This is a genomic window from Chitinophagaceae bacterium, assembly GCA_030053935.1.
In the GTDB taxonomy this organism is placed as follows: domain Bacteria; phylum Bacteroidota; class Bacteroidia; order Cytophagales; family JASGCU01; genus JASGCU01.
The window spans coordinates 40,227-54,472 of sequence record JASGCU010000003.1; the positions used below are offsets into that span (position 1 = coordinate 40,227).

The 14,246-nt window shown below is 29.3% G+C and carries 28 protein-coding genes and 1 pseudogene; all 29 read right to left on the bottom strand.

The genetic code is table 11. The annotated features are described in order from the left end of the window. Positions 1-102 precede the first annotated feature (102 nt). A pseudogene (rplQ, locus tag QM536_00625) lies at positions 103-516 on the bottom strand (50S ribosomal protein L17). Between the two features lie 6 nt (positions 517-522). Beyond that, positions 523-1,512, bottom strand: coding sequence for a DNA-directed RNA polymerase subunit alpha (locus QM536_00630; protein ID MDI9355518.1), 990 nt, complete (start codon positions 1,510-1,512; stop codon positions 523-525). A 15-nt stretch (positions 1,513-1,527) separates the two neighbouring features. Beyond that, positions 1,528-2,133: a 30S ribosomal protein S4 gene (rpsD, locus tag QM536_00635; GenBank protein MDI9355519.1), complete on the bottom strand. Its 606-nt coding sequence runs from the start codon at positions 2,131-2,133 to the stop codon at positions 1,528-1,530. Between the two features lie 22 nt (positions 2,134-2,155). After that, entirely contained in the window at positions 2,156-2,548 is a 393-nt protein-coding gene (rpsK, locus tag QM536_00640; protein MDI9355520.1) for a 30S ribosomal protein S11, read from the bottom strand. Between the two features lie 13 nt (positions 2,549-2,561). After that, complete coding sequence (gene rpsM, locus QM536_00645; GenBank protein MDI9355521.1) at positions 2,562-2,939, bottom strand: 30S ribosomal protein S13; 378 nt, start codon at positions 2,937-2,939, stop codon at positions 2,562-2,564. 2 nt (positions 2,940-2,941) lie between these two features. Then, positions 2,942-3,058 (bottom strand): 50S ribosomal protein L36, encoded by a 117-nt coding sequence (gene rpmJ, locus QM536_00650; GenBank protein ID MDI9355522.1) that lies wholly within the window; start codon positions 3,056-3,058, stop codon positions 2,942-2,944. Positions 3,059-3,063: 5 nt separating this feature from the next. Then, the gene (infA, locus tag QM536_00655) at positions 3,064-3,285 is read right to left on the bottom strand and encodes a translation initiation factor IF-1 (protein MDI9355523.1); all 222 of its coding nucleotides are present in this window, start codon (positions 3,283-3,285) and stop codon (positions 3,064-3,066) included. 18 nt (positions 3,286-3,303) lie between these two features. Then, complete coding sequence (secY, locus tag QM536_00660) at positions 3,304-4,620, bottom strand: preprotein translocase subunit SecY (protein MDI9355524.1); 1,317 nt, start codon at positions 4,618-4,620, stop codon at positions 3,304-3,306. Positions 4,621-4,642: 22 nt separating this feature from the next. Then, positions 4,643-5,110 (bottom strand): 50S ribosomal protein L15, encoded by a 468-nt coding sequence (gene rplO, locus QM536_00665; protein MDI9355525.1) that lies wholly within the window; start codon positions 5,108-5,110, stop codon positions 4,643-4,645. A 16-nt stretch (positions 5,111-5,126) separates the two neighbouring features. Continuing rightward, positions 5,127-5,315, bottom strand: a complete 189-nt coding sequence (gene rpmD, locus QM536_00670) for a 50S ribosomal protein L30 (protein MDI9355526.1) — start codon at positions 5,313-5,315, stop codon at positions 5,127-5,129. A gap of 6 nt (positions 5,316-5,321) precedes the next feature. Then, the gene (gene rpsE / locus QM536_00675; GenBank protein MDI9355527.1) at positions 5,322-5,819 is read right to left on the bottom strand and encodes a 30S ribosomal protein S5; all 498 of its coding nucleotides are present in this window, start codon (positions 5,817-5,819) and stop codon (positions 5,322-5,324) included. A 32-nt stretch (positions 5,820-5,851) separates the two neighbouring features. Then, a complete protein-coding gene (gene rplR / locus QM536_00680; GenBank protein MDI9355528.1) occupies positions 5,852-6,202 on the bottom strand; it encodes a 50S ribosomal protein L18 in 351 nt (116 codons plus the stop codon). A 4-nt stretch (positions 6,203-6,206) separates the two neighbouring features. Beyond that, complete coding sequence (rplF, locus tag QM536_00685; GenBank protein ID MDI9355529.1) at positions 6,207-6,767, bottom strand: 50S ribosomal protein L6; 561 nt, start codon at positions 6,765-6,767, stop codon at positions 6,207-6,209. Positions 6,768-6,783: 16 nt separating this feature from the next. Continuing rightward, on the bottom strand, positions 6,784-7,182 hold the full coding sequence (rpsH, locus tag QM536_00690) for a 30S ribosomal protein S8 (GenBank protein ID MDI9355530.1): 399 nt from the start codon (positions 7,180-7,182) through the stop codon (positions 6,784-6,786). A 40-nt stretch (positions 7,183-7,222) separates the two neighbouring features. Then, a complete protein-coding gene (gene rpsN, locus QM536_00695) occupies positions 7,223-7,492 on the bottom strand; it encodes a 30S ribosomal protein S14 (protein MDI9355531.1) in 270 nt (89 codons plus the stop codon). A gap of 3 nt (positions 7,493-7,495) precedes the next feature. Continuing rightward, on the bottom strand, positions 7,496-8,050 hold the full coding sequence (rplE, locus tag QM536_00700; GenBank protein MDI9355532.1) for a 50S ribosomal protein L5: 555 nt from the start codon (positions 8,048-8,050) through the stop codon (positions 7,496-7,498). A gap of 6 nt (positions 8,051-8,056) precedes the next feature. Continuing rightward, positions 8,057-8,386 carry a 50S ribosomal protein L24 gene (rplX, locus tag QM536_00705; GenBank protein ID MDI9355533.1) on the bottom strand — a complete coding sequence of 110 codons (330 nt, stop codon included), beginning with the start codon at positions 8,384-8,386 and terminating at the stop codon, positions 8,057-8,059. A 4-nt stretch (positions 8,387-8,390) separates the two neighbouring features. Continuing rightward, entirely contained in the window at positions 8,391-8,759 is a 369-nt protein-coding gene (gene rplN / locus QM536_00710) for a 50S ribosomal protein L14 (protein MDI9355534.1), read from the bottom strand. Further along, positions 8,759-9,016, bottom strand: a complete 258-nt coding sequence (rpsQ, locus tag QM536_00715; protein ID MDI9355535.1) for a 30S ribosomal protein S17 — start codon at positions 9,014-9,016, stop codon at positions 8,759-8,761. The genes rplN and rpsQ overlap by 1 nt, the downstream gene beginning before the upstream one ends. After that, a complete protein-coding gene (gene rpmC, locus QM536_00720; protein ID MDI9355536.1) occupies positions 9,013-9,216 on the bottom strand; it encodes a 50S ribosomal protein L29 in 204 nt (67 codons plus the stop codon). The genes rpsQ and rpmC overlap by 4 nt, the downstream gene beginning before the upstream one ends. 1 nt (position 9,217) lies before the next feature. Further along, entirely contained in the window at positions 9,218-9,640 is a 423-nt protein-coding gene (gene rplP, locus QM536_00725) for a 50S ribosomal protein L16 (protein MDI9355537.1), read from the bottom strand. Between the two features lie 38 nt (positions 9,641-9,678). Continuing rightward, entirely contained in the window at positions 9,679-10,557 is an 879-nt protein-coding gene (gene rpsC / locus QM536_00730; GenBank protein MDI9355538.1) for a 30S ribosomal protein S3, read from the bottom strand. 23 nt (positions 10,558-10,580) lie between these two features. Next, a complete protein-coding gene (gene rplV, locus QM536_00735) occupies positions 10,581-11,009 on the bottom strand; it encodes a 50S ribosomal protein L22 (GenBank protein MDI9355539.1) in 429 nt (142 codons plus the stop codon). Positions 11,010-11,020: 11 nt separating this feature from the next. Further along, complete coding sequence (rpsS, locus tag QM536_00740; GenBank protein ID MDI9355540.1) at positions 11,021-11,296, bottom strand: 30S ribosomal protein S19; 276 nt, start codon at positions 11,294-11,296, stop codon at positions 11,021-11,023. A gap of 1 nt (position 11,297) precedes the next feature. Next, complete coding sequence (gene rplB, locus QM536_00745) at positions 11,298-12,119, bottom strand: 50S ribosomal protein L2 (protein ID MDI9355541.1); 822 nt, start codon at positions 12,117-12,119, stop codon at positions 11,298-11,300. 15 nt (positions 12,120-12,134) lie between these two features. Beyond that, the gene (gene rplW, locus QM536_00750; GenBank protein MDI9355542.1) at positions 12,135-12,422 is read right to left on the bottom strand and encodes a 50S ribosomal protein L23; all 288 of its coding nucleotides are present in this window, start codon (positions 12,420-12,422) and stop codon (positions 12,135-12,137) included. A 6-nt stretch (positions 12,423-12,428) separates the two neighbouring features. Then, positions 12,429-13,055, bottom strand: coding sequence for a 50S ribosomal protein L4 (rplD, locus tag QM536_00755; GenBank protein ID MDI9355543.1), 627 nt, complete (start codon positions 13,053-13,055; stop codon positions 12,429-12,431). A 12-nt stretch (positions 13,056-13,067) separates the two neighbouring features. Further along, the gene (gene rplC, locus QM536_00760) at positions 13,068-13,691 is read right to left on the bottom strand and encodes a 50S ribosomal protein L3 (GenBank protein ID MDI9355544.1); all 624 of its coding nucleotides are present in this window, start codon (positions 13,689-13,691) and stop codon (positions 13,068-13,070) included. Positions 13,692-13,838: 147 nt separating this feature from the next. Continuing rightward, positions 13,839-14,144, bottom strand: coding sequence for a 30S ribosomal protein S10 (gene rpsJ / locus QM536_00765; GenBank protein ID MDI9355545.1), 306 nt, complete (start codon positions 14,142-14,144; stop codon positions 13,839-13,841). Positions 14,145-14,246: the final 102 nt, after the last annotated feature.

Here is a 14,246-nt window from a genome sequence, read left to right on the forward strand (position 1 = left end):
TTCTATAGCTGTAGATTCTTTTTTTGTTCCCTTTCCTCGTCGTATGCGCTTCTTTTCCTCTGTAGTATCTTTAGCGCTTTCTAATAAAAGAGTATTAAAATCCACTAATTCTATAATACACATATCTGCACCATCACCTAAACGGCTACCAGTTTTAATAATCCTCGTATACCCTCCATTTCTATTAATTACTTTATTAGAAATAGTAGAGAAAAGTTCATGAACACTTTCCTTATTTTTAAGATAACTAAAAACAACTCTTCTATAGTGTGTTATTTTTTTATTCATATCCACAGATGATATACTTGTGGAAGAACTGTTTTCTTTTTCTCCGTTACTAAATACTATTTTCGATCTAGTAATAAGTGGTTCTACATATTGCCTTAAAGATTTTGCTTTTGCAATAGTAGTAGTAATTCGTTTCTTTAGAATGAGAGAATTTGCTAAATTTGAAAGTAAAGAGCGTCTATGTTTAGATTTTACTCCCAAGTGATTGTTTTTTTTTCCGTGTCTCATATATTTTTATTCTATATCTATTTTATATTTTGATACATCCATTCCGAATTCTAATCTTTTATCTTTCACAAGTTTTTCTATTTCTGTTAATGATTTTTTTCCAAAATTTCTAAATTTCATCATATCTGTTATATCCAATCTTACTAAATCCCCTAATGTTTTTATACCAGACATTCTAAGGCAGTTATAAGCTCTTACAGATAATCCCAAATCTTCAATATATATTCTTAGCAATTTACGCATATACAAATATTCTTCATCATCTACCTGTTTTGGTAAGCTGTCATCTAATTCTATTTCAGAATCCGAACAGAGTGCAAAATGTTGTATTAGTATTTTTGCCGCCGATCTTAAAGCATCTTTAGTATCTATAGAACCATCTGTTTCTATATATAATGTAAGCTGTTCATAATCCGTTTTTTGTTCTACTCTTGTGTTTTCTACACTATACTTTACATTTTTAATTGGTGTAAATATAGAATCGGTGTATATGACCCCTATACTATTTTCTTCGTTAGATTCTTTATTATCTTCTGCTGAAATATAACCGCGTCCTTTTTGAATTGTTAATTCTATTTCAAAATTAATGTTTTCTTCCAAATTACATATAATATGCTTAGGATTTAGCACTTCGTATGAAGAAGTAAATTTCATTATATCTCCTGCCACAAATTTATTTTTCTTTGAAATACGGATATTTATTTTATCATGAATATCAGCAGAAATTTTTTTGAATCGTATCATTTTAAGATTGAGTATTATTTCTGTAACATCTTCCATTACCCCCTCAACAGTAGAGAATTCATGTAACACCCCAGGTATTTTTATAGATGTTATCGCATATCCTTCCAAAGAAGATAAAAGTATTCTTCTCAATGCATTACCTATAGTTACTCCGTAACCCCTTTCCAAAGGTTTAAATGTAAAAGAAGCCTTATTACTGCCCAATTTTTCCATCGCCACTTTTTCAGGCCTTTGAAATTCTAATATAGACATAAAAAATTATATTATTTATTTAGAATAAAGTTCAACTATTAATTGTTCATTAATATTTTCTGGTATTTCCTTTTTAGATGGGGCATAAATAAATTTGCCCTTCATTCCTTTAGTATCCCATTCTAACCAGTCATATTTTGTTTGATTAGTAACTTGAAAATTCTTGGATATTATTTCTAAAGATATAGAGCTTTCCCTTACACCAACAATATCTCCGCTTTTTAAAAAATAACTCGGTATATTAACCACATTATCATTTACAATGATATGCTTATGGGATACAAGTTGTCTTGCTTCCCTTCTTGTTTTTCCTATACCTAATCTATATACTACATTGTCTAATCTACTCTCTAACATTTTTAATAAATTTTCTCCAGCTGCTCCTTCTTTACTAGACGCTTTATAAAACGTATTATAAAATTGTTTTTCTAAAACACCATATAAATATTTTGCTTTTTGTTTTTCTGCGAGTTGAATAGCATACGTAGATGCCTTTTTTTTTCTACCTCTTCCATGTTGCCCAGGAGGTGTATTTTTCCTCTGCAATACTTTACCACCACCTAAAATTGGTTCTCCAAATTTTCTTGATATTCTTATTTTTGGTCCTATGTATCTTGCCATCTTTTCTTACTTTATTTATTTTTTATACTCTACGTCTTTTTGGAGGACGACACCCATTATGAGGTAAGGGAGTTACATCTCTTATACATGCTATTTCTATACCTGTACTTTGAATAGTTCTAATAGCCGAATCTCTTCCAGAACCAGAACCACTCACAAATACATCTACTTTTCGTAGTCCCATCTCATAAGCTGCTTGTGAACAATTAAGCGCAGTTACTTGTGCAGCATAAGGTGTATTTTTTTTTGATCCTCTAAATTTTGATTTTCCAGCTGAAGACCAGCATATAACCTCTCCTTTGTTATTTGTAATAGAAATAATAATATTATTAAACGAAGCACGTATATGTGCTTGTCCGATAGCTTCAACAATTACAACTCTTTTTTTTGTTTTATCTTTTTTCTTTTCTACCATAGCTAATTAATTTCTATTTAGTAACTTTCTTTTTATTTGCAACCACTTTTCTTTTTCCTTTCCTCGTTCTACTATTATTTTTGGTGTGCTGTCCTCTCACAGGAAGTCCTTTTCTATGACGCAATCCTCTATAACATCCTATGTCTAGTAGTCTTTTTATACTCAACTGTACATCTGATTTAAGAACACCTTCTACTTTAATATTCTCAGAAATAATACTTCTAATTTTTTTTGATTCTTGATCAGTCCATTCGGATACCTTTTTATTCCAATCTATATTAGCATTTGTAAGTATCTTTTGTGCTAATTTTTTCCCTATTCCAAAAATATAAGTAAGTCCTATTTCTCCTCTTTTATTATCGGGAATATCTACTCCAGCTATACGTGCCATAATTATCCTTGTCTTTGTTTAAATCTTGGATTTTTTTTATTAATTACATATAATATTCCTTTCCTACGAATTATTTTACAATCCACACTTCTTTTTTTTACTGATGTTTTTACTTTCATAATAATTAATTTTTATATCTGAAAACTATCCTACCTTTTGTTAAATCATACGGAGACATTTCTATTCTTACTTTATCCCCAGGTAAAATTTTTATATAATTCATTCGCATCTTTCCTGATATATGAGATAAAACCTTATGCCCCCCTTCTAATCCAACAGTAAACATTGCATTAGATAAAGCCTCAATTATAGTTCCATCTTTTTCTATAGAAAATTGCTTTGCCATTGTATTTATATATCTTTATTAAACCGAATCATTTATATTAAATCGTTCTTTAAACTTCCCCGTTTTCATAATACCTTCATAATGCATCATTAAAAGATAACTTTCTATTTGCTGTAAGGTCTCTAAGATAACACCAACCATAATAAGCAAGGAAGTACCACCAAAAAATTGTGAAAACTCGTTTTTTACTCCCACAATTCCAGCGAATGATGGCATTATAGCTATCAAAGCCAAAAATAACGCACCAGGTAATGTTATTTTTGATAGTATATTATCTATAAATTCAGCTGTATCTTTCCCCGGTTTAATTCCAGGTATAAATCCACCATTACGTTTCATATCATCCACTATCTGATTTGGATCCACTGTAATAGCAGTGTAAAAAAAAGTAAATATAATAATGAGAACCGCAAACATTAAATTATACTGCCAAGATCTGTAATCTGAAAAAGAAGCTACTATATATGATACTACATCATTTTGTTCTGTAAAAAAACTTGCTATCAAAGAAGGAACGAACATGAGAGATTGTGCAAATATAATCGGCATAACCCCAGCAGAATTCACTTTAAGAGGTAAATACTGCCTTTGAACCCCTTGAACACGACTTCCTATTTGTTTAGCATATTGAATGGGAATTTTTCTAACCCCTTGAATAAGCATAACTACCATTATTATTACAAAAAATAAAAAACAAAGTTCTAATATAAATATTAACATCTGTCCCATACCCCGAGAATATGCTTCTAACAAAATTGCAGTCGGAAATCTAGAAACTATTCCTATCATTATAAGCATAGATATACCATTCCCTATCCCTTTATCTGTTATTTTTTCTCCTAACCACATACAAAATATAGTACCAGCAACTAATATTACAATGCATGATAAAGAAAACAAGAATCTATTTTCCATTACTATTGCCTCTTTAGGGATACTTACCGCAATATAACTAGATGCTTGAACAACCGTGATAAGAACTGTTAATATTCTTGTATATTGATTAATTTTTTTTCTCCCCGAATCCCCTTCTTTTTGCATTCTTTGAAAATATGGAATAGTAATTGTCAAAAGTTGCAACACAATAGAAGCAGATATGTACGGCATAATTCCTAAAGCAAATATAGATGCATTGCTAAAAGCTCCTCCCACAAAAGTATCTAATAATCCTAAAATTCCTCCTTGATTGTCTAAAAGTTTAGTAGGATCAATACCAGGCAATACAATAAATGAACCTATTCTAAATATAAGAACAAAATATAAAGTATTTATTATTCTAACTCTTAATGGTTCTATTGAAAAAATATTTTTTATGACCGAGATAAACTTATTCATTACTGAATCGTTTTATTTTTTGTTATAATTTATTTTTATTCTCATTAATAATATGTACTTTTCCCCCTAGTTTTTCAATAGTGTGAACGGCTTCTTGAGAAAATTTATGAGCAAACACAGAAATTTTATGATTTAATTCTCCTTTATTTAATATTTTAATGCTATCTTTTTTATTACAGATTTCATTCTGAATCAAAACATCATGCGTTAATTCTATAATTTTTGTAGATTCTACAAACGAATTTAGTAACCCTACATTTATAGTTCTATATTTTTTTTTATTATTATTATTAAAACCAAATTTAGGTATCCTTCTATGTAAAGGCATTTGTCCTCCTTCAAATCCTATTTTTCTACTATACCCAGACCGTGACTGTGCTCCTTTATGACCACGAGTAGAGGTTCCACCATGCCCTGATCCAGTACCTCTTCCAATTCTTTTTTCTTTTTTTACAGATCCTGTTGCCGGCTTTAAATTATGTAACTTCATAATATCGTTTATACGTTTAATGTTTTATTATAATATATTTTACCAAATGATTTACACTTAATACCATTCCTTGTATTTGAGGGTTGTATGCTTTTTCTACACTTCTATTTATTTTTCCCAATCCAAGTGCTAATAAAGTTCTTCTTTGGTAATTTGCTCTATCTGAAACACCTTTTATTTGTGTTATAATTACTTTTTCTTTCATATTGATTTAACCGTTAAAGACTTTTTCCAAACTAATACCTCTTTGTTTTGCAATGAAAAAAGAGTCTCTCATTTTTTCTAGAGCATGAAACGTCGCTTTCACCACATTATGAGGATTAGATGACCCTTTTGATTTTGCCAAACAATTATGAACTCCTACTGCTTCCAATACAGATCTCATAGTTCCTCCTGCAATAACTCCAGTTCCTACAGTAGCAGGTTTTATAAGTACAAACCCCCCTCCAAATTTTCCTATTGCCTCGTGAGGAAGAGTACTATTAATAATTGGAATCTTTATTAAATTTTTCTTTGCATCATCCCTTGCTTTATTAATAGCATCACTTATTTCATTTGCTTTTCCTAATCCATGTCCTACTATTCCATTACCATTCCCAACAACCAATACCAAGGAAAAACTAAATCTTCTTCCCCCCTTTACAACTTTTGTTACCCTATTAATAGCCACTACTTTTTCTCTGTACTCAGTATCTTCTATTTTTAGCATTTATTTTACCTATTAAAGATGTTTTTAATTAATTAAAACTTTAAACCTGTTTCTCTGGCGGATTCTGCTAAAGCTTTTATCCTCCCATGGTACGGATAACCATTTCTATCAAAAACACAATTTATTATTCCTTTTTCTATTGCTTTTTCTCCTATTTTTTTGCCAACAGATTTTGAAATTTCTAAATTAATTTTATCTTTAAATCCAATATCTGCAGAAGAAGAAGAAACTATAGTATATCCTCTCGTATCATCTATAAGTTGGACATAAATATTTTTATTACTCTTAAAAACACTCATGCGAGGTCGTTCAAGAGTCCCTTTTATTTTACTTCTTACTCCTTTTTTTATACGTAATCTTTTTTCTTGTTTACTAATACTCATTTTTTTATTTTTTACTAGCTGTTTTTCCTGCTTTTCTTCTAATAATTTCTCCTACAAATTTTATTCCTTTTTCTTTATATGGTTCCGCTGGACGTAATGATTTTATTTTTGCAGCTACTTGTCCTAATAGTTGTTTATCTATACATTCTAAAGTTATTATCGGATTTTTCCCTTTTAATGTTTCTGTGAAAACTTTTACTTCTTGTGGCAAACTCATAAATATAGTATGAGAATACCCTAAACTCATTTCCAATAAGTTATTTTGATGAGTAGCTTTAAATCCTACTCCCACAATTTCCATCTGAACTTTATAACCGTTCATAACTCCAATTACCATATTATTGATAATACTTCTATATAACCCATGCAGAGCTCTATGCCTACGTTGATCACTAACTCTATTTACTAAAAGAGTATTCTTATCTATGGTTATTTGAATACTTTCATCTATTTTACAAGATAATTCACCTTTAGACCCCTTTATTTTTACAATATGATTACTCTCATCTACACTAACTGAAATCCCTTGTTGTAAGATAATAGGTTTTTTTCCAATTCTTGACATAATTATTTAATTAGTATTAATATACGTAACATAATATTTCACCACCTGTATTATTTAGCTTTGCCTGCTTATCAGTCATTAATCCTTTGGATGTAGAAAGTATTGCTATACCCATCCCATTGAGAACACGTGGCATTTTTGTTGCTTTTACATATTTTCTGAGACCGGGTGTACTTACTCTTTCTATACATTGAATAACACTTGATTTATTGTATTGTGCATATTTTAATGCGATTCTAATAATTCCTTGTTTATTATCTTCTAAAGTTTTGTAATTCAGAATATATCCATTTTCATAAAGTACTTTACACAATTCTTTTTTTATATTAGAAGATGGAATATCTACTATTTTGTGACTTGCTTTTATAGCATTTCTAATTCTCGTAAGAAAATCTGCTATTGGATCTGACATCATATTTTTTATTGTAATATGGTTTTTTAGATTATGTATTATGTTACCAACTTGCTTTTGTAATCCCGGAAATTTTCCCTAAAGATGCCATTTCTCTAAAAGCGATTCTAGATATTCCAAATTTCCTCATATACCCCCGAGGTCTTCCTGTTAAATTACATCTATTATGAATTCTGACGGGAGAAGCATTACGTGGCAGTTTATCTAGTCCTTTTGTATCTCTAGCTTTCTTTAAAGATTCTCTTTTATCTTTATATTTTTTTACTAATTCTAATCTTTTTAAATTTCTAATTACTACAGATTTTTTTGCCATGTTTTATTTATTTTTTACTACGAAAGGTAATCCGAACAATTTTAAAAGTCTATATGATTCTTCATCATTTTTTGCGGAAGTTACAAATGTAACATCCATACCAGAAATTTTTGAAACTTTTTCTATACTTATTTCTGTAAAAATAATTTGCTCTTTGATACCAAGTGTGTAATTCCCTCTTCCATCAAATCCATTTTCTCTTATTCCTTTAAAATCCCTTACACGAGGTAATGCTACATTTATTAATCTATCTAAAAATTCATACATTTTATTTCCTCGTAATGTAACTTTTGCTCCTATAGGAATATTTTCACGAAGTTTAAAATTTGATATAGCTATTTTAGATTTGGTTATCAAAGATTTCTGTCCTGTAATTAATGTGAGTTCTTCGGCACCTATATCAGCAAGTTTTTTATCATTAACCGCTACACCAATTCCTTTATTAATACATATTTTCGTTATTTTCGGGACTTGCATTATAGACCTGTAACGAAAGTGTTCTACCATATTTGGTAATATCTCTTCTCTATATTTTATTTTTAATCTTGGTTCTATCATAAATATTTAAATAAAAACTCCTCCTTTTTTTGAGTACCTTTTAAGTTTACCGGTATCATCTAATTTTCTTCCTATTCTTGATGCTACTCCTGAATATACTACCATAATATTACTTATATGAATAGGTGCTTCTTTTTTTATAATCCCTCCTTTTGTATTTGCAGCAGTTGGTTTTAAATGTTTAATAACCATGTTACACCCCTGTACAATAGCTTTTTGCTCTTTTTTCAAAATAGAAATGATTTTTCCTGTTTTTCCTTTACTATTTCCTGCTATTATTTTCACAGTATCATTTTTACGAATATGTAGTTTTTTTGTTCTTGTGTTGTTTTGCATATTTTTATAATACTTCTGGTGCTAAAGATATTATTTTCATAAATTGTTTTTCTCTTAATTCACGCGCTACAGGACCAAATATACGAGTCCCTTTTGGTTCATCATTAGCAGTAAGTAATACAGCAGCATTATCTTCAAAGCTAATATAAGATCCGTCTTTTCTTCTTATTTTTTTTTTTGTTCTCACTATAACAGCTTTAGAAACAGTTCCTTTTTTTACATTACCGTTTGATAATGCTGATTTTATGGATACTATTATTTTATCACCCACAGATGCATAGCGTTTTCCTGTTCCACCTAGCACACGAATACAAAGTATTTCTTTTGCCCCCGAATTATCCGCAACATTTAATCTACTTTCTTGTTGTATCATTATTTTATTCTTTCTATGATTTCAACTAATCGCCAACGTTTATTTTTACTTAATGGTCTTGTTTCCATTATATGAACTGTATCACCTATTTTTGATTCGTTTTTTTCATCATGGACCATAAATTTTGTGGTTTTACCTATAAATTTACCGTACACATGGTGTTTTTCTCTTCTATGAATTTCCACCACTATTGATTTTTGCATTTTGTTGCTAATTACTTTTCCTATTCTTTCTTTTCTTATATTTCTTTCTTTCATTGAATTGGTTTAGATTTTCTGATAGATATTTCTGTATATATCATTGCTATAGTTTTTCGTACTACACTAATGCGTTTTGGGTTTTCTATTGGTGTAATAGAATGAGCTAATTTCAATTTTAGAAGAGTATTTTTTTCTATTTCTATTTTAGAATACAAATCCTCTAACGAATATGCTTTTATGTCTATTTTATTTTTCATATTATTTATTTACGTAATCTCTTTTAACGACAAATTTTGTTTTTATTGGCAATTTCATTGCAGCTAAACGGAGTGATTCTTTTGCATCATCTAATGGTATACCAACGGATTCAAAAAGTATGGTTCCAGGTTTTACAACAGCTACCCAATACTCAGGAGATCCTTTTCCTTTCCCCATACGTACTTCTGCTGGTTTTTTTGTAATCGGTTTATCAGGAAATATTCTAATCCATACTTGTCCTTCTCGTTTCATATATCTCGTAACTGCTATTCTAGACGCCTCTATTTGTCTAGACGTTATTCTGCCGGGTTCTATTGCTTTTAATCCAAATGTTCCAAATGCTATGTCATGCCCGCGTTGAGCTATTCCTTTTATTCTTCCTTTTTGTTGTTTTCTAAATTTTGTTTTTTTTGGTTGCAACATGTTTTTATAAGTAGCTCTTTATTCTAATAGTGAATGAGTTATTTTTTATGATTTTCTAATGGTTTGTTATTGTTTTTATTGTATCGTTTTAGTGAACCATTTTTTTTTGATTTGTTTTCCATTTCATTTGATTTAACATTAGTAGAAGAATATTTTTCATCCAATGCTCGTTTTTGGTGTTTTTGAATATGCGTCTCATTAGGTTCTTTTTCATGAGTATTCATATGGTTTTGGTTATAACTATGTTTTGCTGTCAAATCTTTTTCATTTTCTGGATTATTTTGTTTTTTTCTACTATATATTTCTTGTTTAAATATCCATACTTTGATTCCTATCTTTCCATAAATTGTATTTGCTTCAGATGTAGCGTAGTCAATATCTGCTCTTATAGTTTGTAATGGTATTCTTCCTTCTTTATATTGTTCTGCTCTTGCCATTTCAGCACCACCAAGTCGTCCGGATACTCTAATTTTTATTCCATAAATACTCGATTTCATAGAAGTTGCTATAGCTTGTTTTATTACTTTTTTATAAGGGGTTCTTGCCTCTATTTGTAAAGATATAGATTGGGCTACTAAATATGCGTCCATTTCTGGTTTTTTTATTTCGGATATATTTATAGTAATCTCTTTATTACTTATTTTTTGTATTTCATCTTTCATTTTATCTACTTCTGTTCCTCCTCTGCCTATTATTGTTCCTGGTTTAGATGTACGAATAGTTAGTATTACTTGTTTTAGGGTTCTTTCTATATATATTTTAGATATCCCGTTCCTATATATTTTTTTATTAATATAATTTCTAATTTTTTCATCTTCTAATAGTTTTTCAGAAAAATTAGATCCTCCATACCAATTAGAATCCCAATTTCTAACGACACCTACTCTTAATCCTATTGGATTCACTTTTTGTCCCATACGATATAATATAATTTCTTAAGTTATGTGATTTTATTTTTTTTTGTATCATTTTGGTTATATGAATCTTGATTTTTATCTTCTATTTGATCGGGTTCTGTTATAAATTCCATGCTTTCTAATACTATAGTAAGATGATTTGAACGTTTTCTTATTCTAAATCCTCTTCCTTTTGTGGCGGGTCTTAGTCTTTTTAGCATTTTACCGCTATCTACATATATTTCTTTTACAAAAAGTGTATTTTCTTCTATCGCTAAGGATTCGGGGTTTTTTTCTTCCCAATTTTTCATGGCAGACATAAGGGTTTTTTCCAAGCTGATAGAACAGTGGCTTTTTTCATGTTTTAAAATATTTATAGCTGTAGTTATTTTTTTTCCTCTAATAGTATCCGCTATTAATCTCATTTTCCTAGGAGAAGTGGGTATTTTTTTTTGTGCTGCTCTTGCTTCCATATATTATAGTGTTATATTTTTTCTTTTTTACCAGGTGTATGTCCTCTAAATACTCTTGTAGGCGAAAACTCGCCTAATTTATGTCCAACCATGTTTTCGGTAATGTATACAGGAATAAATTTGTTACCGTTATGTACCGCGAATGTATATCCTACAAAATCTGGAGATATGGTAGATCTTCTGGACCATGTTTTAATAACTGTTTTTTTTCCTGTTTTGGCAATATTTTGTATTTTAACATCAAGTCTATAATCAATATAAGGACCTTTTTTTAGCGATCTTCCCATACTATTTTCGTTTAGTAATTATCATATTATTAGAGTATTTTATTTTTGATCTTGTTTTTTTCCCTTTAGAATAAAGTCCTTTTCTAGATCTTGGTTGTCCTCCGGAAGCTTTTCCTTCACCTCCTCCCATCGGATGGTCTACTGGATTCATAGCAACGCCTCTTACACGTGGTCTTCTTCCCATCCATCTAGATCTTCCTGCTTTTCCAATACTTATGTTCATATGTTCTGCGTTTGAAACAGATCCTATTGTAGCGGTACAAGTGACGAGTACTGTTCTCACTTCATTTGATGGCATTTTTATAGTAGCATATTTTCCTTCTCGTGCTATTAATTGAGCATAACATCCTGCGCTTCTTACCATGTTTCCACCTTGTCCTGGTTTTATTTCTATATTATGAATAATAGTTCCGAGAGGTATTTCTGATATAGGTAATGCATTTCCAATTTCTGGCGGAATTCCACTTCCTGACATAATTGTTTGTCCTACTTGGATTCCGTGAGGTGCTATTATATAAGTTTTTTCTCCATCTTTATAATATACTAAAGCTACGAAAGAAGAACGATATGGATCATATTCTATACTTTTTACTATTGCTTCTATATTAAATTTATTTCTTTTAAAATCAATTATTCTGTACATTTGTTTATGTCCTCCTCCTATATACCTCATTGTTCTTCTGCCTTTGTTATTTCTTCCTCCTGTTTTTTTTATTCTTATAAGAAGTGATTTTTCAGGTTTTTGTGCTGTAAGAATTGAATAATCAGGGGCTATTCTAAAGCGTTGTCCGGGTGTAACTGGTTTAATTTTTTTTAATGGCATAGTTTTATTTAGTAATTATTTTTCGGAATAAAAATCTATAAGATTGCCCTCTATAAGGGTGACAATCGCTTTTTTAAATGTAAAAGTTTTCCCTTTCATTATTTTAGTTTTAGTAGACTTGTTTTTATTTGTTCCTGAATAAAATATTGTATTTACTGATTCTACTTGTACTTTGTAATATCTTTCTATTTCTTTTTTTATTTCTATTTTATTACTATATTTATCCACAATAAATCCGTATTTTCGTTTATTGTTTTGGTTTGATATTTTTTCTGTTACTATTGGTTTTATTAATATACTCATAAAAAATTATTTTAAAATATTTTGAATATTTTGTATTGATTTCTCCAAAAAAATTATATTGTCAGCGTTTAAAATTTGATATGTGTTTATATAAGGAAGAAGTATAACTTGGGATTGTTTTATATTTCTACTAGATAGATAGATATTATTATTTTGTTTATCTAGTATGAAAAGTACTTTTTTATCTATAATATCAAGATTTTGTATTATTTTTAAAAATTCTCTTGTTTTAGGTGTTTCTAAATCAAAATTTTCTACTACTTGAATTTTATTTTCTGTTGCTTTATATGATAGAGCGGATTTTCTTGCGAGTATTTTTTCTTTTTTGTTCAATTTAAAATGATAATCACGGGGTTTTGGTCCGAATATAGTTCCTCCGCCTTTAAATAGTGGGGATTTTAAGCTTCCAGCTCTTGCTCCTCCTGTTCCTTTTTGTTTTTTTATTTTTCTAGTAGATCTAGAAACCTCGGCTCTTTCTTTTGTTTTATGAGTTCCTTGTCTTTGATTAGCAAGGTATTGTTTTACGTCTAAATATATAACGTGATCATTTGGTTTGATTTGGAAAATGTTATCTGGTAGTTCTATTATTCTACCTGTGTCTTCTCCTGTATATTTTTTTATATTTATGTTCATTATTAAGTATTTTTATTTTTCAATAATTATATATGAATTTTTTGCACCTGGAACGGCACCAGATATAACGAGTATATTTTGTTCTGGTATAATTTTTAATATTTCTAGATTTGATATTTTAACTCTATCATTTCCTGTTCTTCCTGCCATTCTCATTCCTCTAAACACTCTTGATGGAAAAGAGCAAGACCCTATGGATCCTGGTGCTCTTAATCTGTTGTGTTGTCCGTGTGTAGCTCCTCCTACTCCAGAAAATCCATGTCGTTTTACTACTCCTTGGAATCCTTTCCCCTTGGAGGTTCCTACTACTTTTACTTTATCTTTTACGTTGAATATATCTTCTATTTTTAGAACTTTACCTAGTTCTACGGGGTAATCGGCTTTAAATTTTTTAAACTCTACAATTTTTCTTTTAGGAGTTGTGTTTGCTTTATTAAAATGTCCTTTTAATGCTTTTGTTGTATGTTTTTCTTTTTTTTCTTCGTAAGAAAGTTGTATTGCTTCGTACTTATCTTTTTCTTTTGTTTTAATTTGAGTGATAACACAGGGTCCTGCTTGTATAACAGTACATGCTATATTTATAGAATTTTCATAAACTGTGGTCATTCCAATTTTTTTTCCAATTATTCCAGACATTTGTTAGTATTTATATGTTTAATTTGTAAAATTATGATTTTTTATTTTAAAATCAAAAATAATAGTAAAAAAGTATTTTTTATCATTATTTTATATATAAAATTATTAAGATATGTATTTTTTAATAAAAAGTACAATTATTTTTTGTTACGCTTTGATTTCTACGTCAACACCGCTCGGGAGGTCCATTTTCATCAAGGCATCGATAGTTTTAGTATTTGTGGAGTATATATCTAGTAATCTTTTATAGGTACAGAGTTGAAATTGTTCTCTTGATTTTTTATTTACATGTGGTGATCTTAATACAGTAAATATTTCTTTTTTAGTAGGAAGCGGTATAGGACCGTTTACTTTTGCTCCTGTAGATTTAACTGCGTGGAGTATTTGTTCAGATGATTTATCTATAAGTAAGTGATCGTGTGATTTTAGTTTTATTCTAATTTTTTGATTCATTTTATTTGGTATATTATTTTATTTTTATTTATAGTGTGAAACGACAAATTACTATTTTTTTTATTTTTGTTTTATTTTTTATATAAAAAAGGTAAAAAAAAA